Below are 21,076 nucleotides of genomic sequence, written 5' to 3'. Positions count from 1 at the left end.
ATGCAAGCCTATCCCATCGAGGTCGAATTCCCGGACATCTCGGCGCACGCCGACGGCAATACCGGCATCGCATACGTGCACACGTTCGACTCCGGCCAACCCGGGCCGCACGTGATGATCAACGCGCTGACGCACGGCAACGAAGTGTGCGGCGCGATCACCGTCGACGCGTTGTTGCGCGGCGGGCTGCGGCCGCGCCGCGGCAAGCTCACGCTGTCCTTCGCGAACGTCGCCGCCTACGCGCGCTTCGATCCGGCAATGCCCGACAAGGCCCGCTTCGTCGATCAGGACTTCAATCGCGTATGGACCGCCGCGAAACTCGACGACGTTGCAGCTCGCTCGTCCGAACTCGATCGTGCGCGCGCGATGCGGCCGGTGATCGACACGGTCGACCTGCTGCTCGATCTGCATTCGATGCATGAAAAAAGCGCGCCGCTGATCGTCGCGGGCCCGCTGCGCAAAGGCGCGGAACTGGCCGAGCGGCTCGGCGCGCCCGCCACCGTGATCCAGGACGAAGGCCATCCCGAAGGTCGCCGGATGCGCGACTACGAAGGCTTCGGCGACGACGCGAGTGCGAAGAACGCGCTGCTGATCGAATGCGGCCAGCATTGGGAAGCCAGCGCGGTGACGGTCGCGCGCGACAGTACCGCGCGTTTTCTGCTGCTCTCGGGCATCGTCGACGCGGCGGATCTGCCGTCCGACTGGATCAGGCCGCTGCCCGACGAAATGCGCATCGTCCGCGTGACCGAACCGGTCGTTGCAAAGAGCATGGACTTCCGCTTCGCGGGACCCTACACCGGGCTCGAAACGTTCGAGCACGCCGGCACCGTGATCGCCTGGTCCGATGGCCAGCCGGTCGCGACGCCGTACGACGACTGCATGCTAGTGATGCCGTCGCTGCGCCAGTTGCGCGCCGGCGTCACCGTGGTCCGGCTAGGCCGGATCGAACGCCGTATCGACCTGCGCTCACGCCAACAGGAACAAACCACATGAAAGTCCAGCAGATCAGGCAAGCCGCGGAAGTCACCGCCCTCGAGGATTGGGGAACCGCCGGCCTGCCCGGCACCGAGCCGTCACGCGTAGCGGGACGCCAGTACCTGATTCCGGGTCATGACGCGGTCGACACCGGGCTGTTCGAGTGCTCGCCCGGCACCTACAGGCGCTCGGTCAAGCAGGCGGAGGTCATGCATTTCATCAAGGGCAGCGGCACCTTCACACCCGACGGAGAAGACACGATCCGCTTCGCCGCCGGCGACACGCTGCTCTTCGAAGCCAACACCGAAGGGCTTTGGAACATCGACGAAACGCTGCGCAAGATCTACGTGATCTTTTGACTGCAGCCACACGCACCCGGTAGTCGCTCACATCCATCATGGTGGCTCGAACATGCTAAGAATCGACGAAGTTTCGAATAGCGACGGATTCCCCGCTCGCTGTGACGTCGCGGTGATCGGCGGCGGCATTATCGGCGTCAGCACCGCTTACGAGCTTGCGCGGCGCGGCGTATCGGTCGTGCTGCTCGAGAAAGGCATCATTGGCGCCGAACAATCGGGACGCAACTGGGGTTGGGTGCGTCAGCAGAACCGCGATCTGCACGAGTTGCCGCTCGCGATGCAAAGCCTCGCGCGCTGGAGCGAGTTGAGCGACGAACTCGGCGAAGACATCGGCTTCAGGCGAGCCGGCATCCTGTACGGAAGCGAGCAGTCCGCGGACGTCGCGCAATGGGAAACATGGCTCGGCCGGGCCCGTGCGCTCGGCTTCGATAGTCAGTTGCTGTCGGCTCGCGAACTGGCGGCGCGCGTTCCCAATGGTCAGGCGAAGTGGGCAGGCGGCGTGTGGTCGCATTCCGATGGACGCGCGGAGCCGTCGAAAGCGGCGCCCGCCATTGCAAGAGGCGCGCAACGGCTCGGCGCGCGTGTGCATCAGACCTGCGCGGTTCGCGGACTCGATATCAGCGCGGGCCGTGTCTCCGGTGTGTGGACCGAGCGCGGCCTGGTCGGCGCGAGCAGCGTCGTGCTGGCCGGCGGCGCGTGGAGTGCCCTGTTCTGCCGGCGTCATGGCATCGATCTGCCGGCGGTCAACGTGATCGGCACCGCGCTGCGCACGGCCGAAGCGCCGGCCGTGATAGACGGGTGCTTCTCCGGCCCGAACTTCGCGATGAGGCGGCGGCTCGACGGCGGCTATACGATCGCGGTCCCCGGCTACGCACGCATGGAAATCGCGCCGCAGAACCTGCGGCACGCGGTCAAGTTTCGCAAGATGTTCCGCAGCAAACTCAACAAGAAGCTCAAGTTCCGGATCGCGCAACCCTTCTTCGGCGGCCCCGAAGGGAGTGCCGACTGGCGTAACGACGACATCTCGCCGTTCGAGCTAACGCGGGTTCTGAATCCTGTGCCCGATGCCGAGTGGCCGACCCGTGCGCTGAAAAACGTCGCGACGGTGTTTCCCGAGCTGTCGGGATTGCGTGTCGCGCATGCCTGGGCCGGCGCGATCGATACGACGCCCGATCTGGTGCCGGTGATGTCGCGTGTGGACAGCACGCCCGGCCTCGTGATCGCGTCCGGGTTCAGCGGTCATGGCTTCGGGCTGGGACCGGGAGCCGGCATGCTGGTTAGCCGCATCGTAACCAATGACGCAACCGGGATCGATATTCAGCCTTACCGGTTGACGCGCTTTAGCGATGGAACCCGGCTGGCGAGTCCCGAGATGATGTGACGACCCGCGCCGCGCGTCGGGTGGACGCAGACGCGAATGGTCTGCGAGGCTTACCTAAAGGGACGGCAATGGGCTTGAGAATTGGAGTGGATATCGGCGGATCGTTTACGGACTTCGCCGTGCTGGACGACGAGACTCGCACCACGCGCACGTTGAAAGTGTTCTCGCGGCCGGATTCGCCGGGCAGCGAAGTGATCGACGGCATGCAAGGCCTGAAAGCGCGCTTTGGCATCGATCCGCACGAAGTCGTGTACTTCACGCACGGCACGACGGTCGGCGTGAACTCGGTCGTGCAACGCAAGGGCTTGCGCCTCGCGCTGATCACGACGCGCCATTTCGAGGACGTGCTGGATATCGCGCGCCTGAAGATCCCCGACATGTACAACCTGATGTCGCGGCGCCCCGAACCGCTCATCACGCGCGATCGCGTATTTGGCGTCGATGGCCGCATGCGCCCCGACGGCACCGAGGAAGCGCCCATCGACGCAGCGAGCGTGCTCGCCGCGTTCGAAGCGCTGCAGGCGGCGCATTGCGAAGGCGTCGTGATTTCGCTGCTGCATTCTTATCGCAATCCCGCGCATGAGCAGCAGGTCAAAGCGATCATCGAGAAAGCGGCGCCCGGGTTTTTCGTATCGTGTTCGCACGAAGTGTGGCCGATCATCCGCGAATACGAGCGCACGGTCACCGCGACGATCGGCGGCTACGTGCAGCCGCGCGTGTCGCAATACCTGACACGCTTGCAGGCCGCACTTGCCGAAAGCGGCGTCGGCGCGGACCTGAAAGTGACGAAGTCGAATGGCGGCGTGATGAGCGCCGAGCACGGCAAGAGCAATTGCGTGCAGATGATCCTGTCGGGCACCGCCGCGGGCGTGATCGGCGCGTCGTATCTGGCCGGCATGTGCAAGATCAAGGACTGCATGAGCCTCGACATCGGCGGCACGACGGCCGACGTCGCGCTGATCGTCGATGGCAAACCGCAGTACGCGACCGGCGAGTACATCGGCGACTTCCAGATTCATATCCCGTCGGTGTCGGTTTCGTCGATCGGCGATGGCGGCGGCTCGATCGCATGGGTCGACGATTTCGGCGTATTGAAGGTCGGTCCGGAAAGCGCCGGCTCGAACCCGGGTCCGGTCTGCTATGGCCGCGGCGGCACACGCCCGACCATCACCGACGCGTTCGCGGTGATCGGCGTGCTGGGCCGTGCGTCGCTCGGCTATAACGCGGTGCAGGTCGACGTCGAAGCGAGCCGCCGCGCGATCGAACCGCTCGCGCAACGGCTCGGCCTCGACGTGCATCGAACGGCGGCCGCGATCATCGACGTCGCGGTGTCCGGCATGTACGGCGGCGTGAGCCGTATCGTGTCGCGCTTCGGCATCGATCCGCGCGCATTCTCGCTGATGCCGTTCGGCGGCGCGGGCCCGATGCTCGGCGGCTTCCTTGCGCGCGCTCTGAACATGCGCCATCTGATCGTGCCGACCACGCCGGGCGTGCTGAGCGCGTTGGGCGGCCTGATCGCCGATACGAAGAACGACTTCGTGCGCACCACCTACTATCCGCTCGACACCGCTTCGCTCGACAAACTCGCCGGCGACCTCGCGACGCTCGAAGCGCAGGCGCGCGAGTGGATCATCAACGAAACGGGCTCCGATGCAGGCGCGGAAATGCTCGTCTCGGCCGAGATGCGCTACCGCGGCCAGTCGTTCGAGGTCGACACACCGCTCGATCCGCAAGCCATTCGCAACGGCGACATCGCGACGATCGGCTCCGCGTTTCACCGCGAGCATCATCGGCTGTATGGCCACAGCGACGCGAGTTCGCCCGTGCAGGTCGTGGCGCTGCGCCTCGTGATCAGCCTGCCGACACCGAAGCCAGAGATGCCGAAGATCGCGCTCGGCGAAGGCGCGCCGCGCCTCGAGGCGCTGATCGACGTGTATCTGGACGGCGCCTGGCGCAAGGTGCCGCTGTACCACCGCTCGGTGCTGCTCGCCGGTCATCGCTTTCACGGCCCCGCGATCATCGCGCAGGACGACACGACGACCTGCGTGCTGCCGGGCTTCGAAGCCGTCGTCGACGAATACGGCAACCTGCTGCTGTCGGCTCAGTGAAGCGCGAGTGATATCCGAAGGACTAGACCATGACATTCAATCGATCCGTTCTGCAGATCTTCGCCAATTACTGCGTCGCGGCCGCGGAAAGCATGGCCCACACGCTGATGCGCACCGCGCACTCGGCGTTCGTCAAGGAAACCGAAGATTTCTCCTGCACGATCATGACGCCCGCAGGACGCACGTTCGCATCGCCTAAAACGCTCGGCGCGACCTGGTATCCGGGCCTCGACTTCGGCTCGGTGATCGAGGCGATCGATCACTACGAGCCGGGCGACATCGGCATGACCAACGACGCGTACAGCGGTTACGTCGCCACGCACACCCCCGACGTGATGATGTGGAAGCCGGTGTTCTACAACGGCGAGATCGTCTGCTACGTGGGCGGGCACATCCACAACACCGACATGGGTGGCGCGGTGCCCGCGTCGCTGTCGCGCACGCTGACCGAGATCTATCAGGAAGGCATTCGCTGGGCGCCGACCAGGATCGTGCGCGCGGGCGTGCTCGACGAGACGCTGCTCGACCATATGGCGATCAACGTCCGCGCCGCCGAGCAGAATCGCGGCGACCTGAAGGCGCAAATCGCGATGCTGATGACCGGCGAGCGGCGTGTGCTGGAAATCATCGAACGCTTCGGCATCGACGATTTCAAGGCCGGCATGCACGCGATGATCGACTACTCGGAAGAGCAGGCGCGGGCGATCGTCGCCGGCATGCCGGATGGCGAATATTTCTTCGCCGAGTACGCCGACGAGGATGCGGTCAACGGCAAGCCGCTGCGCGTCGCGCTGAATCTGAAAGTGCAAGGCGAATCGCTGGTGCTCGATTTCACCGGTAGCGACCCGCAGCTCAATTCGTCGCTGAACATGCCGACCGGTGGCAAGGAGCGGCACGTGCTCGCGCTCGTCGGGCTCAATTACGTGCTGTATTCGCTGCACCCGGATCTGCTGCTCAATGCGGGCATGCTGAAGGTCGCGCGCTGTGTGCTGCCGGAAGGCACGATCATGAACTGCCTGCCGCCCGCCGCGGTCGGCATGCGCAGTCTGACCTGCAAGGTCGCGCAGAACGTCACGTTCGGCGCGTTCTCGATGGTCTGTCCAGACCGGCTGCCCGCGTGCCCGGCCGGCGGCATGTCGATTCTGAACGTGCGCACCGTCGATAGCGACGGACGCACCGTGATCGCGGCAATCGGTCCGGTCGGCGGCGGCGCGGGCGGCATGATCAACGGCGATGGCTCGGACGCGTCAGGCGCCAACGTCGCGTTCCTGCGCAACACGCCGGTCGAGATCAACGAAGCAGAGGTGCCAATCCGCATCCTGAAGTACGGCATGGTGCCCGGCAGCGCGGGCGCGGGACGCTATCGCGGCGGACTCGGCACCGTGATGGAGTTCCGCGTGTTCTCGCCGGGCACGCTGGTGACCGCGCGCAATCGCGACCGCTCACGCTTCGCGTCGTGGGGCGTGCTCGGCGGCAAGGCGGGATCGACGTCGCGCTTCACGCGCAACCCGGGCACCGTGCAGGAAGAGAACCTTGGCGTGACCGATCTGGTCGTGTGCGACCCAGGCGACGTGATCCGCCTCGAAGGCTGCGGCGGCGGCGGTTACGGCAACCCGTACGAGCGCGATCCGCGGATGGTCGCGACCGACGTGACGCGCGGCTATCTGAGCGAAGCGGATGCGCTGGCGCTCTACGGCGTCGTACTGCGCGCGGGCGAACTAGATATGGAAGCGACCGCTGCCCGGCGCACCGAACTCCAGGCGAACGCGCCGCGCACGCCGGCCGCGCACTTCGATTACGGCGCGGCGCGCACCGCCTATGAAGCGCGCTGGACGCGCGAGCGCTACGCGGTGTTGACGGAAATCCTGGCCGGTGTGCCGGTCGTGTGGCGGCACTTCCTGAAGCACAAGATCTTCGACGCGTTCGATGCATGGGAAGCCGACGGCCGTCTTGATCCAGGCGGGCAGTCGATCAGCGACATCTTCCGCGAGGTCGCGGGCAGTTATCCGCAATTGCTCGAAGCGCAGCGAGCCGCATAGCAGCGACGATCGCCCACACGCAAAGCGGCCGTTCAGATGGCCTGCGCCGGGCACTTTGTTAACGCAATGCCTGCCGGATTCCCAGCGCAATCATGAGCCCTCCACAGGTGAGGTCGACCCATGCCTTCGCGCGACGATACGCCGTCGCGATCACCGTGTGCGATAGAACGAGCGCGACTGCTCCGTACCAGCACGTCGCTGATGCACCGACAGTAGCAAGCATCGCGAAGAATGTCGGCATGGAAACGTGGGTGGGCACCGCTGAGGAAAAGACCGCCGCATAAAAGGCGATGGACTTCGGGTTCGCGATATTTGTCGCGATACCTTGCAGGAACGCGGCACGAAACAGAGGCGCCTTCGTTGGGTGACGTGCTCCCGAGGGGGTTGCCCGTGCCGACACAACGAGCCGCAGCCCGAACCAGATCAGATAGGCCGCGCCAGCAAGCCTAACGCCGACAGCGAGCCACGGGAAAATAGCGAACACCATTCCGATACCAAGGATGGCACAAGTCGCCCAGAACAGATTCACCGTCACGATCCCGGCGACAAGCGCGACCGGGCTCGTCGCACATCGACACACTGCCGCAGTACTGGATTGGGTTTCCCGGCCTCGGGCATTGACAGGCAAGCGCCGAGGTTGGCAGTGCTCGTCATCACTGCGTTCGATGCGGGACATCGCCGGGGAACGGATACGGTGCGTGAGGACCCGGCCATTCTGGCGCGGGCGGCCCGCTCAACGCATTGCAACCACTTAAGCCAAAGAGAATCATGCCGGCAAGCAAACCGGTCGCAATGCGGCGCAGCATCGCTCGAGTGTCCATGTTGCACCTCCGCGCACGTCACTGTAGTGCAGTTGAATCTTCAATTACCGCACAGGTTGCGCTGCGATGGCGTGCGCATCGTCATGCGCACGCGGGCGAAAGCGCGGCAACCCGCTCCGGCCGCTTCCCGCTTGGCTCGCCGGAAGACGCGAGCGGCTCGCTCAACCGGAACACCGCGACCGCGCCGTCGAGCGCGGCCGCCTGCTCCTCGAGCGATGCCGCAGCAGCCGCAGCCTGCTCGACGAGCGCGGCATTCTGCTGAGTCGCCTTGTCCATGTGCGTGACCGCGCGGCTGATCTGCTCGATGCCTCGTGACTGTTCTTCCGAAGCCACGCTGATTTCGCTCACGATACGGGTCACATTGCGCGCAGCACCAACGATCTCCGACATGGTCGCGCCGGCGCGTATCGCCAGTTCGGACCCATTCTCCACTTTCGCCACCGAACTGACGATCAGTTCCCTGATCTCTTTCGCGGCGGCCGCCGAGCGCTGCGCCAACGCACGGACTTCACCCGCCACCACGGCGAATCCTCGTCCTTCGTCGCCGGCTCGCGCGGCTTCCACGGCGGCATTTAGTGCAAGTATGTTGGTCTGAAAGGCGATACCTTCGATCGCGCCGATAATGTCGACGATCCGGTTCGAGCCCGACGACATGTCGGCGATCAGGTCGATCACCTGATCGACCACTTCGCCGCCGCGTGCCGCGGTTCGCGACGCGTTTTCAGCGAGCGTATTGGCCTCGCGCGCGTTGTCGGCGTTCTGCCTGACCGTCGCCGTCAATTCCTCCATGCTCGCGGCCGTCTCCTCCAGCGTCGCCGCCTGCTGTTCGGTGCGCGCCGACAGATCGGCATTACCGCTCGCGATCTCTCGCACACCCTGTGCGATTGCCGCCGTGCCGAAACGAACCTGACTGACCGCGGCAACGAGACTCTGCTGCATGCGGGCCAGCGCGGCCATCAGGCGCCCCATTTCGTTGGCGCGCACGCCGCCGATCTGTCCCGTGAGGTCGCCGGCCGCGATTCGTTCGAAGTGCTCGATTACCGCGTCGATAGGTCGAAGAATCGCTGCTTTCACCATGAAGCGCGTGCAGAGGCCAAGCACCAGCGCGACCAGCCCGATTGCGGCGAACACCCAGCACAGTAGACGAAAGTGCTGTTGGGCCGAGGTAAAGCGTGTTTCCTCGCGCCTCATCTGGAAGTTTTCGAGCGCAGATTCGGCATGCTTATAGTCGCTGAACACCGCATCGGGCGCCTGCCGTTCCGTGCTCCGGAAGGTGATGAAATCGTTCTGGTCGAGCGCCGTGACTTCAGGTAGAAGCACCTGTTTCAGCAACTGCTCCCGCTTTGCGCGCAGCGTGTCGGTCAGCGCCTTCTCGTCGTCGTCCGACGCAGGCTGCGCGAAATAGGCCGCCAGTTCGCGATCGCTGTCCGCAAGCCCGGCATGGACGCGAGCGAGCACCGCACCAGTGGGCTTTCCCTGTGCCACGAGCGTTTCGTAGGCGCCGAGATCGACGCGCACGTTCAGAAGCGCCTCGCTGCTCGCGGCGAGGTGGCGCATCGCAACGGTCTGTTCGGTGTACATCTTCTCGAGCGCCTCGTTCGTGGTCTTCAAACCGGCGACGGATATCGCGATCAAGAACATCAACGCGGCTGTATAGCCGGCGATGGTCACGGTGAGCGCGGTTCTGATAGACGTATTGCTGAACATGCCTCTCCCTCGCCTGCTGAAATGAAAAAGCGGCCGCGGAAAAGTCCGCGACCGCACGCTGGAGAACATCGTTGAAACGGATGCGCTGCGAGGCTGTGTTCCCGATCAGAATCGGGTACGCACACCCGTGGTCAGTTCGAGCTGATTGGTCGCGCCAAACGTGCTGCCGACCGTATAGCCGCCATGCAGCCTCATATAGTCGCCGGCCAGATAGACTTCAGTGCGCTTGGACAGGTGATAGAACGCCGACCAGTACAGGGTTTCCTTGTAACCGTTGTGCAAGCCCGAGGTCGGATCGAAGGCGCCGATATTCGCGTTCGGAATGTTGCCGTCGGCGTTGTACGCGGCATTCTTCACCCGCATCTGCTGATAGCCGAGCTGGTAATCGAGCGGCCCCTTCGGCGACAGCTTGAGCGACACGGTCCACGCATTATCCTGACGCTGACCCAGTGCGCCCTGATTGCCGAGGTAACGGAAGTAGCCGGCGTTGGCGCGCAGAATACCGAACGTATAGTTGCCGCCGACTGAGTACGACTGGTTCGTGTTGCCCTCGCGGTTCACGTGGCTATAGAAGCCCGACACATTGAACGGGCCGCCGTTATAGCCCAGCGCAACCTGATAATTCGCGTTGGTGCCGAAACTCGTCTGGTTGCCGAACGCGTAACCTGCACTCGCAAAGATGCCATTGTCGAACAGCTTCTTCCACGCGACGCCGTTTTGATAACGCGTGCCGGTCGCGCTGGCCGCGTAGAAAATCATCTGTTTGAAGTTGTTGGCGTTCGTCCAGCCGCCCTCTTCCGTCGTCAGCCGCGCATTGCCATACGGATCGCCATAGATCGCCGAAGCATCGCGCGCAATGGTGTTCTGAAAGCCTGCGGTAATTTTGCCGAACGTGTCGTTCTCGATACCGACCCACGCATCGCGGTCGAAGAGCTGACCCGGATCTTCCATCTGACCGTTGGCGACAACGTATTCGCTCTCGAGTCGGAAGATGATCTTCGAGCCGCCGCCAATGTCTTCGGCACCCCTCATGCCCCAGCGGCTGCCGCTAAACCACGGCTCTCCCCCAATGCCCATGCCGATGACGTGATTCCCGTTGGCATCCGCGTGGGACTGGTAAGTCGGCACGCTCAGATCCATCAGCCCATAAAGCTGCACGCTCGACTGCGCGTGCGCGCCGCTTGCCCCGAGTGCGCTGACCGCGACGGCCAGCGAAAGATATTTCGTCTTCAAGATGTCTCCTCAGACTACTGTGTTGAAATTGTGTTTTCCCTGCACACGATTGCGTGCGTCTCAAGGTCCCTGCAACCGGTCTGGTATGCGAATGGTGGCCATGCTAGTGATCCCAATCCTTCACCTTCCTTTCCCGTGTCATTTATGCAACACAGTGGCTCTACTGATATACACGACGACGCTTGCACCGATTATTCGGATTCCTCTTGTGATACGGCGAGGACGCCCTCGACCTCTTTCGGGCTCACTAACTCGTTCGTATACGTTCTTGCCCAACTCCAGGTGAGCTTCGTGATACTGCCCACCATGATCGTGATTTGCCGCTCTCCGCGGCTGCCGCGTGCTGCGAGGCAAGGCTGAACAACAGGCTGGAAGCCACCGCAATGACAAGACAAACTTAACTTCGATTGCGTCGGTGGCGGGATTGTCGGAGCGCCAACCCTTCTCCCGGCTTTCACGGTCAGGACCTGCATTTAGGGGATTTCCATGAAACGGCCTGCGGATTTGCTCATGGAAAACCCGCATCGGAACGTGCAGTGGCTGAAAGCGTTCAGAAGGTTCCGCGCCCCTAGAATTGCATCATCGATTGCGGGGACTCCATCGTGCTTTCAACGCCGGAACGCGATGCTGGACGAGCCCACGCAATCACAATGCTTACACCTGCTACCTGACGACGCGCGTGCCGCGATAGCCGCAACATGACTACCGATGGCATCGAACACCACCTGATCCGCGGCGTGTCGTCGCAGCGCAAGCTCTTCCGGCCAGGCGACTGGGCCGAGCGCCTGGCGGGAGTCGTTGCACTGTTCGTAGGCGAACGCTGCGCAGGCAACCCTATAGCCAGCACACGGCTCGCGATGCCGGTCATGGAGCAGGACATCAAATGCCTACGTATCTCGAACGAATTGCGACGTATCTGTCCGGACGGATTTGATTTTGTGATGCGCTTTGCCAGCGACAACGACCTGATGGTCGATATGTGCCGCGCGCTGGACGATAAGCCCGGGCGAGATCCGCAACCTGAGCGGCAGACAAGGCTGATGGAGACACTCACTGGAGTACGTTTCACCTACGCATGCGCAGCATGCGGATGCCGCGGGAGCGTAGTTCGTCCGGACGCGTCGCATGCGAGGAAGCTGGCCATTTGCGCGCGGTGCGACGGACAGGTGTGGCTCAGCGTTGATGACGCGACCGCCCGGGAGCAAGCTTCGGCAGTCTTCTCACCGCGAAGACATCAGCAAACCCAAGACGCGGACGATGCAGAAGCTCTGCATTGCGAATAATTCCGAGTTGATCCGTTGTTCGATCCGGCATGGCGTATTGCCTGGGTAAGCGCGCGTGCGCCTTTCATCCTGGGGCTTTTTGTCATTCCGGTTCCGCTCACTCATCGGATACCACTTCGACAGTACAGAAACGCGACGCCGGCATACATTCCCGGCATCAAATCAAGGAGTCGTATTTTGTCCATCACCTCACCTACGCCGAAGCACTCACCGGCGGCGGCCGCGCAGCGGCCCGACAACGTCACTCGATTCTGGCCCGAAGGCTGGTGGAAGCTGATGGAATACAGAATCGGCATCATCCCGCTGCCGGTCTATTTCATTCTGCTCGCGCTAATTACCGGGTTCGCGGTGACGGGCAAGATCCCGGGTGAGATTTCAATGGCGATCGCCGTGCTGGCGTTCTTCGGCTTCACCTGCGCGGAACTTGGCAAGCGCCTGCCGCTTCTGCGCAATATCGGCGCGGCCGCGATCTGCGCGACGTTCGTGCCTTCCGCACTGACTTACTATCACCTGTTGCCCAAGCCAATTCTCGGCCTCACGACCGAGTTCACGAAGCAGAGCAATTTTCTTTATCTGTTCATCGCGTCGATCATCGTCGGCAGTATTCTCAGCATGGACCGGCGCGTGCTGATCAAGGGCTTTCTCAAGATCTTCGTGCCGCTCGCGCTGGGTTCGCTGGCCGCATGCATCGTCGGTATCGCGGTCGGCTCGGCATTCGGACTCGGCGTGCGTCATACGCTGCTGTATATCGTCGTGCCGATCATGGCGGGGGGTGTCGGTGAAGGCGCCATTCCGCTGTCGGTGGGCTATTCGGAAATCATGCATCTGCCGCAGGGCGAGCTGTTTGCACAAGTGTTGCCGCCGGTGATGCTCGGCAGCCTCACCGCCATCGTGCTCGCTGGCGCGCTGGACATGCTCGGCAAGCGCTATCCGCATCTCACCGGCGAGGGGCGTCTGCAGCCCGGAGAGACAGACGAAATGGACCCGGAAGAGGAGGAGATTCGCGGTCATATCGACGTGACGCATATCGCGGCGGCCGGCATCACGGCGATCACGCTATACCTGCTTGGCTTGATGTGCCGCAACCTGTTCGGTCTGCCCGCACCGGTTGCCATGCTGTTCCTCGCGGTGCTGGTCAAGCTGGCGCGTGCGGTCTCGCCGCAGTTGCAGGAAGGCGCATTCGTCGTCTACAAGTTCTTTTCGACCGCGGTGACATATCCGCTGCTGTTCGCGATCGGTGTCGCCATGACCCCGTGGGACAAGTTGATCGCCGCGTTCACGTTGGCCAATCTCGTGACGATCGTCGCGACCGTGGCGACACTGATGGGCACCGGCTTTCTGGTTGCGCGCCGGCTCAAGCTCTACCCGATCGACACGGCGATCGTGAACGCATGCCATAGCGGCCAGGGCGGCACAGGAGACGTCGCGATCCTGACCGCGGCGAACCGGATGCAACTGATGCCCTTCGCGCAGATCGCCACGCGAATCGGCGGCGCTATCGTCGTCACGCTGACGCTCATCGTGCTCGCGCATATCGGATGACGCGTTACTGGCCATGGCCCCGCGATGGTCGCGCAACGCGCATCGCGCGGGGTCCGGCGTCACACCGACCGCGCGCCGGGCGGCTCGGCTAGCGGCGCACATCCCTGCGGAGATACGCAGCGACCGCGCCCGTCACCGCGAAGCCGGGCAATTCCTGCGGCGACGCCAGATGCACGGCGACGATCTCGCGATGATCCAGCCGCAGTTCGGGTAAGTGATCGACGCGCATTTCGAAGAAATGCACCCGGTCCCTTCGCCCATCCCACTCGCCGGCTGCGCTGCCTGCCGGGAGTAACGGGTGAAACGCGAGCCCGATTTCCTCGGCCATCTCGCGCAGCGCCGCGGCAGCAGGTGTCTCACCGGCCCGGACGCTGCCGCCCGGGAACCCCCATTCGGCACGGTACGATGACTTCAGCAGCAACAGCGACTGGCCGACGTAGATAGCGACTAGCGCGCCCTCATGGGGAGGCCGGCGCAAGTGCCACCACGCGCGGGCGAGCGGAAATCCGAGGCGAAACGCGATGCGCCAGACAGAGTCGATCAGCGCAGTCAGCCGCGTGCGCTCAGAATTCGGCATCGGGTCTGTCCTTTCCTGTCATTGTCGAAAGATCTTCCGTTGCGCGTCACCTGTCCGGATCTACCGGATTGTACGTGCCGGCTCGCACAGGACGCTTTCGACTTAGAATCGCTCCGTGCGTCGGTCCTGCCGCCAGTTTCGATTTCAGTTGGCTCGGAAATCCGGTTGGACGACCCTGAGGCCAGGCGCGCGCGTTTGCCGGGGCCGCCCTGGCTGGAGCGATCATCTGCGGTAACGCATTGGACGGAGATATGACGATGTCGGCGATGGCAAAGATTCGAGCATTCGTTGTATCGCTAGTGCTGCTTGGCTCGGCAGCGCAAGCGCAGACCACCGACTTCTGGGGAACGCGTCTTCCCGATCAGCCGACGCAGTTCATTTTCGGCTACGGATCGCTCATCAACACGCCATCGCGCGCCGCCACGGCCGGCAAGCCGGTTGCGGCGATTCCGGTGCGCGTCTCGGCGGCGTTCGGCTATGTGCGCAGCTGGAGCGACCGCGCATCCTCCGGGTTCACGGCGCTCGGCCTGCGGCGTCCGTTCGAGGGCGAGACGCCGATGACGATCAATGGAGTGATCTATCCCGTTGCCGGCAACGACATGTCCGCGTTCGACGAGCGCGAGAAGGGATACGTGCGCGTCGAGGTGCCGCGGGCGCTTATCGAGGCGGTGTCCTGGCAGCCGCTGCCGACGCAGGGAACTGTCTGGGTCTACGTGCCGAAGGCCCAGGGCAAAGCGCCGGGAGAAGGGCTTCCGGTGCCTGATGCGAAATTCCCGCTCGTCGAGTCGTATATCGATGTTGTTATCGAGGGCGCGCTAGAGTACGGGCCGGAATTCGCGCGCGAGGTCATCGAGACGACCCGAGACTGGAGTCCCTACTGGCTCGACGACCGCACGCTCGCACGCCGGCCATGGGTGTTCAACAAACAATATGCGCAGGTCGATGCCCTGCTCGCGAGCTCGGCGCCTTGCTTCGCGCAGCGGGCGTTCTCCGAGGACTATGCCGCCGCGATCGCCAAACGCAAAAGTCCCGTGTGCATTCTGGTGAATCACGGTCGCTAGACCGGCCACCGCCCTGCGGGCATCAATGCGGCCAAATGGCTCAAACACAAAGCGTTGCCGTTCGCGGCGTTCGTCGTCTGCTTTGGCTATCAGGCTGGGCAAGCCTGTCCGCGGGGGCCGGTTGCGCGTGGATGCAGAACTGGCGAAGCTCGGTATGTTCTCGAGCTGCCATGTCGATACCCGCGTTCCGCACGATGTGTCCCGATTCCCGGGCGAGACTCGATACTTTCAGGCGTCGAAAGCGCGGCTGATGGACGCCGCGGCACGCATCTTGCGCATCGTTTCCGCAATGTGACCGCGAACTTGCCATGAATGAATCGTTCTTCGAGCCGGGACGCAACTGCGCGAGCGTGCGTCATGCGAATCGCTTCACCCTGCTGATCGACGGAGCCGATTATTTCCGCGTGCTGCGCGAGGCGATCACGCGTGCTGAGCGCACGGTGTTCATCCTCGGCTGGGATATCGACAGCCGCATGAAGCTGACGCCCGAAGGTTCGAACGATGGCTTTCCTGAAGCGCTCGGCGATTTTCTGCACGCAGTCGCCGCGCAAAAGCGCCTGCTGCGCGTCTACATTCTCGCGTGGGACTTCGCGATGCTCTATGCGTTCGAACGCGAATGGCTACCGGTGTTCAGGATGGGTTGGCGCACGCACCGGCGCATCGCGTTTCAGATGGACGGCAAGCATCCGCTGGGCGGCTCGCACCACCAGAAAATCGTCGTAATTGATGATTGTCTCGCGTTCGTCGGCGGTCTCGATCTCACGCGGTCGCGCTGGGACACGCAACAGCATCAGGCCGATAACCCTCTGCGCCGTGATGCAAACGGCGCGCCGTATCAGCCGTCTCACGATGTCCATTCGATGTTCGATGGCGAGGCCGCACGCGAAATCGGCACGCTCGCGCGCGAGCGGTGGGCACGTGCGTGCAAGAGAAAGCACGCAATCCACGCGCAACCGGTGCCCCCGACGCAGGACCCGTGGCCGCCGTCGCGCAGCGTCGAGCTGGAAAATGTCGACATCGCCATCTCGCTCACCGAGCCCGCATACCTGGGCCGCGAAAGTAAGCAGCAAATCCGCACCCAGTATCTCGATGCCATCGCTCGTGCGCGCCGCAGCATCTATATCGAGAACCAGTACTTCACGTCGGCATCGATTGGCGCGGCGCTGAGCGAATCGCTCGCGCGGGAGGATGGCCCGGAGCTGACGATCGTCGTGCCTCGCAATCAGACCGGCTGGCTGCAGAAAGTGACGATGGGCGTGCTGCGTGCGCGACTGCACGGCATTCTCAAGGATGCGGACCAGTACGGCCGTTATCGCCTGCTGAGTCCCGACGTGCCCGGCCTGGGCGAATCCATCGTCAACGTGCACAGCAAGCTGATGATCGTCGACGACGAATTGCTGATCGTCGGTTCCGCGAACCTGAACAATCGCTCGATGGTGCTCGACAGCGAGTGCAATGTGTCGATCGATGCGGGTGCCGATGCACGCATCCGCCGTGCGATCGCGAAGATGCGCGATACCTTGCTCGCCGAGCATCTCGGCTGCGAAGTCGCGGACTTCGTGCGCGAGCGCGATGCGCGCGGCAGCGTGACAGCGGCGATTCATGCGTTGCAGCGCGATCGCGCGAAGCATCGAACGCTCGTCGATCTCGATCCGCAGGTCTCAGCCGAGCTCGATCGACTCATTCCGCCCGATGCGCTCATCGATCCCGAAACACCCATCGCCGCGAACGAGCTCATCGATCAGTTCGTGCCCGCCGAGAAAGCGCGGCCGCTGATTGGACGATATGCGTTGCTCGGCGTGCTCGCGTTGCTGGTCGTCGGGCTCGCGGCGGCGTGGCACTGGTCGCCGCTCGCCAGCTACCTCAACCTGAAATCATTCGCGAATGCGACGCGGCAGATCGAGGCGCTGCCGCTTGCGCCGCTGTGGATCGTGCTCGCCTATGTCGCCGCGGCCGTCGTCGCCGCGCCCGTGACCTTGCTCATCGCGACAATGGGAGTCGTGTTCGGCGCGGCGTGGGGCGGCTTGTATGCGTTCATCGGCACCACCGTGGCCGCCGCGACGTCTTTCTGGATAGGCCACCGGCTCGGGCGCGATGCGGTCCGCAAACTCGCGGGCGCACGCGTGAACCGGCTGTCGGAGCGTGTGGCTAAGCGCGGAATCGTCGCGGTCGTCGTGTTGCGGCTCCTGCCGGTCGCACCGTTCGCCATCGTCAATCTCGTTGCAGGTGCATCACACGTGCGCATGCGCGACTTCATCATCGGCACGATGCTCGGCATGGGTCCGGGCATCTTCCTGACGGTTGCATTCGCGCATCAGTTGGTCGCTTCGTTGCGGCGCCCGACGGCCGGCTCGTTCGCCGTGCTGATCGGCATTGGCGCGGGGCTGATTGCATTGTCGGTGCTGTTGCAGCGTTTTCTCGGCAGATCGGGCGGGAGCGATGCGCACGAAGGCGCCCCGAGCGATGCCGACAAGCCGCGCGCCAGCGATGAAGCCGAACGCGCGCAGCGTTTGCGCGACCACAGCGGGATGCCTCGTGATACATCGGGCAAAACGTCGTCACGATGTCAGGACGAGGCCAGCCCATGACACTGATGCACGACCCTGGCATCGAGCGGCCGCGCATGACGCTTGCGCGCGAACGCGAACTGCGCATCGGGACTTACAACCTGCATGGCGCGGTGGGGATCGACGGCAAGTTCGCGCCGGAACGCATTGGCGATGTGCTCGCTGAAATCGATGCGGATATTCTCGCGCTGCAGGAAGTGCCATTGGGCGGTGCGAGTTCGCCCGATGTGCTTGCAGTTCTGCAACGCATGACGGGCCTGGACGCCGTCTCCGGACCCACTTTCGACACCCCCGCGCGGCGCTATGGCAACGCCGTGCTGACGCGCTATCCGGTGCGCGCGGTGCGCACGCTAGACCTATCTTTCAGGAGCCGCGAGCCGCGCGGCGCGCTGGACGCCGATATCGATTGCAACGGCGAACTGTGGCGCGTGGTAGCGACGCATCTCGGCCTTGCCTCCAGCGAACGGCGCGCGCAAGTCGAGCAGGTATTGCAGAGCTTCGACACGCCCGCGCTGCCCGTCATCCTGCTCGGCGATCTGAATGAGTGGTTCGTCTACGGCCGTACGCTCAGGCGGCTCGTCACACACTTCCATCGCGCGACTGCGCTGCGTACGTTTCCTACGCGCTTTCCGCTGTTCGCGCTGGACCGCATCTGGGTGCATCCGGGCGAACGGCTGTTGCGTGTCGTCGTGCATCGCACGGCGCTTTCGCGAATCGCGTCGGATCACTATCCGTTGATCGCGCATATCAGCGCGTCGGTCAATGAATGATCCGCGCGCGGCTTCCGGCTATTTGTGCAATTCGCTGCGCAACGTCGCGACGTCGTTGGCGGTGACGGGCTGCGCATTGTTGCCCCAGGCGCCGCGGATGTACGTCAACACCTGGGCGATCTCGACGTCGGCGAGGGTCGTCGCGAACGCCGGCATCGACTGACGTGGCGGTCCGCTTTGGGTCGTCGGACTGTTGCCGCCTTCGATCAGCAGCCGGATCAGCGAGGTCGTATTTTCCGCGATCACAGACGGGTTGCCGGCGAGCGCGGGAAACGCGTTCGGCACGCCGCGTCCGTCCGCGTGATGGCAACTCGCGCAGAACGACCGGTAGACGTTGAAGCCGACGCTCAGCGTGTCGGCCACGCGGCTGCCGTTCACACTCGAACGCGCGGGATCGGCGCCGCCCGTATAGGTGCCCGACGGCTGCTGGGCGGGCAGCGACTTCAGGTAATGCGCGATCGCATGCAGGTCCTCGTCGGTCAGGTATTGCGAGCTGTCCTCGACCTCTTCGACCATGCTGCCGTACGCGACGACTCCCGCGCCGTGGCCGGTCTTCAGGAACGCGGCAATGTCCGCGGCGGTGAGACGGCCCAGTCCCGAGCCCATGTCGCCGGTCAGGTTGGGTGCGAACCAGTGATCGTTGACGCCGCCCACCAGATAGTCGCTCGACGACTCGTCAAGGCCGCTTTCCTGGTAGAACATGCCGCGCGGCGTATGACATGCGCCGCAATGTCCCGCGCCTTGCACCAGATACGCGCCGCGATTCCAGATCGCGTCGCTTTGCGGGCGCGGCACGTATGGCTTCGACGGCACGAACACCATCTGCCAGAAGCGCAGCGCCCAGCGCTGGTTGAACGGAAACGCGACGTCCGAGCGCGGCGTCGGTTTCGCGATCGGCGCGACGCTGTGCAGCATGTACTCATATAGCGCGTGCACGTCCTCGTCGCTGAGCTTCGAGAATGACACGTATGGCATCGCCGGATAGAGCCGCTTGCCGCCGCGTGCGATGCCCTCTCGCAGCGCGCGCTCGAAGTCTTCGTAGGTGTAGCGGCCGATGCCGTACTGCGGGTCCGGCGTGATATTGCTCGACACGATCGTGCCGAACGGCGAGCCCATGCCAAGGCCGCCCGCGTACGGCGCGCCGCCCTGCGGCGCGGTGTGGCAGCCGGCGCAGTCGGCGGCTTTCGCCAGGTACTCGCCACGCGCGAGCCGGGACGGATCCAAGCTCGCCGCACCGCCGGGAGCCTGCGCGTCAGTGCTCGCCGCTGCATCCGTCGCGCTGGCCCCGCCGCTGAATGCGATCGCCAGCATCCCAACGCACACCGCCAGCAACGCACCCGCTGCCGCCGCTCGCACCACCGTGCGCGTTCGCATCATCGCGCGCCCTCCCCGCGGGCCCGCGCCGCGTCGTGCGTAAAAGCCGGCTGCCGGTCCGCCCGGCTCAGCCAGCGCGCCGCAACCAGCAGCCCGCCGGTCAGATAGGCCAGCGCGCCCGGCACCCACATGATCAGTCCGCCCAATTGCTGATCTTGCAGAGGATCGACGCCCAACGCCGCGCACGGCTCCGTATACGACGGATACCAGAGGCCCGGAGCGAGCGTGATCAGCGCGCCCAGCGCACTCGTGTGAACCATCGTCGTGAACAGCGACAGCATCGCGTGTCCGCCATTGCCGCGGCGCGCGCCGTCGCCCGTCACCGTCCACCAGAAGAGCAGCGCACTCAGCAAAAAGCTCGCGTGCTGCAACGTATGCACGGATCGATGCGCAAGCGCGGCGTCGAACAACGTCGGCGCATGCCACGCCCACAGAGCGACGGCGTGCAGCGCCCACGCGACGAGCGGCGCACTCAGGCAGCTCCATGCACGCGCGACCGGGCGAGCGTGCACCGCCCGTCCGAGCGCCAGACGCGCGCGCCGGGGCAACGCCCACATCCATACGGCGAGCGGACGCCCGGCCACGCACAGGGGCGCCGCGATCAGCATCATCGATTCGTGCTGCACCATATGCGCGGAAAACAGCGCGCCGGACAACGTATCGAGCGGCGACATCAACGCCAGCACGAGTGTGCTCCAGCCGCTGGCGAAGGCCAGCAGATGCAGCCTGCGCGAGCGGGCGCCGCGCCGCTGCGCGCGCGAGCGTCGCTGCAGCCGCGCATAGCCGATCAGATACCCGCCGATGCTGAGTGCCATCAACGCAACGACCCACGGCTCGAAGCTCCAGCCGAACGACAGGGTCGCGCGGTCGGCGGCCGGCAGCCCATGCGCGGCAGCCGCTGCGCTGGGCAGCCAGGCCGCGCTTGCGAACCAGCGAATTCGCCTTCTCATCGGCAAGCGGGCAGCAGCCATTGCGGAAACCACATCGCGAGTTGCACGAGCGCGGACAGCGCACCGACGATCATCGCCATCAGCGCGAAAAAGCCGGCGCGCGCGGCGCGCGGAGCATACGCTGGCGTGCCGCGCGATCGTTCGGCACGCCAGCGGCCATAAGCGAGCCACGTGGCAAGCGCACAGAACGCGAACGCGGCCGCGCTGACCGCATGCATCGGCCACGCGGCGCCGCTCGCGCAGGCGAGCCGGATCAGCGCATAGTCGATGCTCTGTGTCGCGAGCACCGCCGTGGGTGCCGCGAGCAAACCTAGCCAGATATCCATCGG

The 21,076-nt window shown here is 64.3% G+C and carries 15 protein-coding genes and 2 pseudogenes; 10 read left to right on the top strand and 7 right to left on the bottom strand.

Features of this window, described 5'->3' with window-relative positions; all coding sequences use genetic code 11:
- From AB3X86_RS22900 to AB3X86_RS22880, 5 genes are all read left to right on the top strand, one after another.
- Nucleotides 1–993: a M14 family metallopeptidase gene (locus AB3X86_RS22900; RefSeq protein ID WP_368597776.1), complete on the top strand. Its 993-nt coding sequence runs from the start codon at nt 1–3 to the stop codon at nt 991–993.
- Entirely contained in the window at nt 990–1,334 is a 345-nt protein-coding gene (locus AB3X86_RS22895) for a cupin domain-containing protein (protein WP_368597775.1), read from the top strand. Before AB3X86_RS22900 ends, AB3X86_RS22895 begins: the two co-directional genes overlap by 4 nt.
- 52 nt (nt 1,335–1,386) lie before the next feature.
- Nucleotides 1,387–2,715, top strand: coding sequence for an NAD(P)/FAD-dependent oxidoreductase (locus AB3X86_RS22890; protein ID WP_368597774.1), 1,329 nt, complete (start codon nt 1,387–1,389; stop codon nt 2,713–2,715).
- Between the two features lie 68 nt (nt 2,716–2,783).
- Complete coding sequence (locus AB3X86_RS22885; protein WP_368597773.1) at nt 2,784–4,823, top strand: hydantoinase/oxoprolinase family protein; 2,040 nt, start codon at nt 2,784–2,786, stop codon at nt 4,821–4,823.
- Between the two features lie 29 nt (nt 4,824–4,852).
- A complete protein-coding gene (locus tag AB3X86_RS22880; RefSeq protein ID WP_368597772.1) occupies nt 4,853–6,862 on the top strand; it encodes a hydantoinase B/oxoprolinase family protein in 2,010 nt (669 codons plus the stop codon).
- Between the two features lie 58 nt (nt 6,863–6,920).
- Here AB3X86_RS22880 and AB3X86_RS22875 read toward each other — a convergent pair.
- From AB3X86_RS22875 to AB3X86_RS22865, 3 genes and pseudogenes are all read right to left on the bottom strand, one after another.
- Nucleotides 6,921–7,418: pseudogene (locus tag AB3X86_RS22875) on the bottom strand (LysE family translocator); the annotation flags it as partial.
- A 346-nt stretch (nt 7,419–7,764) separates the two neighbouring features.
- On the bottom strand, nt 7,765–9,390 hold the full coding sequence (locus AB3X86_RS22870) for a methyl-accepting chemotaxis protein (RefSeq protein WP_368597771.1): 1,626 nt from the start codon (nt 9,388–9,390) through the stop codon (nt 7,765–7,767).
- A gap of 105 nt (nt 9,391–9,495) precedes the next feature.
- Complete coding sequence (locus AB3X86_RS22865; protein ID WP_368597874.1) at nt 9,496–10,626, bottom strand: porin; 1,131 nt, start codon at nt 10,624–10,626, stop codon at nt 9,496–9,498.
- Nucleotides 10,627–11,321: 695 nt separating this feature from the next.
- On the opposite strand from AB3X86_RS22865, the pseudogene AB3X86_RS22860 reads away from it, so the two are divergent.
- Nucleotides 11,322–11,603: pseudogene (locus AB3X86_RS22860) on the top strand (DUF3579 domain-containing protein); the annotation flags it as partial.
- 486 nt (nt 11,604–12,089) lie between these two features.
- Nucleotides 12,090–13,448: a 2-hydroxycarboxylate transporter family protein gene (locus tag AB3X86_RS22855; protein WP_368597873.1), complete on the top strand. Its 1,359-nt coding sequence runs from the start codon at nt 12,090–12,092 to the stop codon at nt 13,446–13,448.
- 88 nt (nt 13,449–13,536) lie between these two features.
- Here AB3X86_RS22855 and AB3X86_RS22850 read toward each other — a convergent pair whose 3' ends face one another.
- The gene (locus AB3X86_RS22850) at nt 13,537–14,025 is read right to left on the bottom strand and encodes an NUDIX domain-containing protein (RefSeq protein WP_368597770.1); all 489 of its coding nucleotides are present in this window, start codon (nt 14,023–14,025) and stop codon (nt 13,537–13,539) included.
- A gap of 257 nt (nt 14,026–14,282) precedes the next feature.
- Between AB3X86_RS22850 and AB3X86_RS22845 the strand changes: the two genes are divergently transcribed.
- The 3 genes from AB3X86_RS22845 to AB3X86_RS22835 all read left to right on the top strand — a co-directional run bounded on the left by AB3X86_RS22845 (nt 14,283) and on the right by AB3X86_RS22835 (nt 18,423).
- Nucleotides 14,283–15,086 (top strand): gamma-glutamylcyclotransferase family protein, encoded by an 804-nt coding sequence (locus AB3X86_RS22845; protein ID WP_368597769.1) that lies wholly within the window; start codon nt 14,283–14,285, stop codon nt 15,084–15,086.
- A 308-nt stretch (nt 15,087–15,394) separates the two neighbouring features.
- Nucleotides 15,395–17,674: a VTT domain-containing protein gene (locus AB3X86_RS22840; protein ID WP_368597768.1), complete on the top strand. Its 2,280-nt coding sequence runs from the start codon at nt 15,395–15,397 to the stop codon at nt 17,672–17,674.
- Nucleotides 17,671–18,423 (top strand): endonuclease/exonuclease/phosphatase family protein, encoded by a 753-nt coding sequence (locus tag AB3X86_RS22835; RefSeq protein WP_368597767.1) that lies wholly within the window; start codon nt 17,671–17,673, stop codon nt 18,421–18,423. Before AB3X86_RS22840 ends, AB3X86_RS22835 begins: the two co-directional genes overlap by 4 nt.
- Nucleotides 18,424–18,441: 18 nt before the next feature.
- Here the strand turns inward: AB3X86_RS22835 and AB3X86_RS22830 are convergent, their stop codons facing one another.
- From AB3X86_RS22830 to AB3X86_RS22820, 3 genes are read right to left on the bottom strand one after another with little or no spacing between them, the layout of a single operon-like run.
- Complete coding sequence (locus tag AB3X86_RS22830; RefSeq protein ID WP_368597766.1) at nt 18,442–19,800, bottom strand: cytochrome c; 1,359 nt, start codon at nt 19,798–19,800, stop codon at nt 18,442–18,444.
- Entirely contained in the window at nt 19,797–20,747 is a 951-nt protein-coding gene (locus AB3X86_RS22825) for a cytochrome c oxidase assembly protein (RefSeq protein WP_368597765.1), read from the bottom strand. Before AB3X86_RS22825 ends, AB3X86_RS22830 begins: the two co-directional genes overlap by 4 nt.
- Nucleotides 20,744–21,073, bottom strand: a complete 330-nt coding sequence (locus tag AB3X86_RS22820; protein WP_368597764.1) for a hypothetical protein — start codon at nt 21,071–21,073, stop codon at nt 20,744–20,746. Before AB3X86_RS22820 ends, AB3X86_RS22825 begins: the two co-directional genes overlap by 4 nt.
- Nucleotides 21,074–21,076 lie beyond the last annotated feature (3 nt).

Origin of the sequence: Paraburkholderia sp. BR14374, assembly GCF_040948685.1 — a bacterium.
GTDB lineage: Bacteria > Pseudomonadota > Gammaproteobacteria > Burkholderiales > Burkholderiaceae > Paraburkholderia > Paraburkholderia youngii.
The sequence above is the reverse complement of the archived record's forward strand: the minus strand, read 5'-3'. Positions and strand labels throughout refer to the sequence as shown.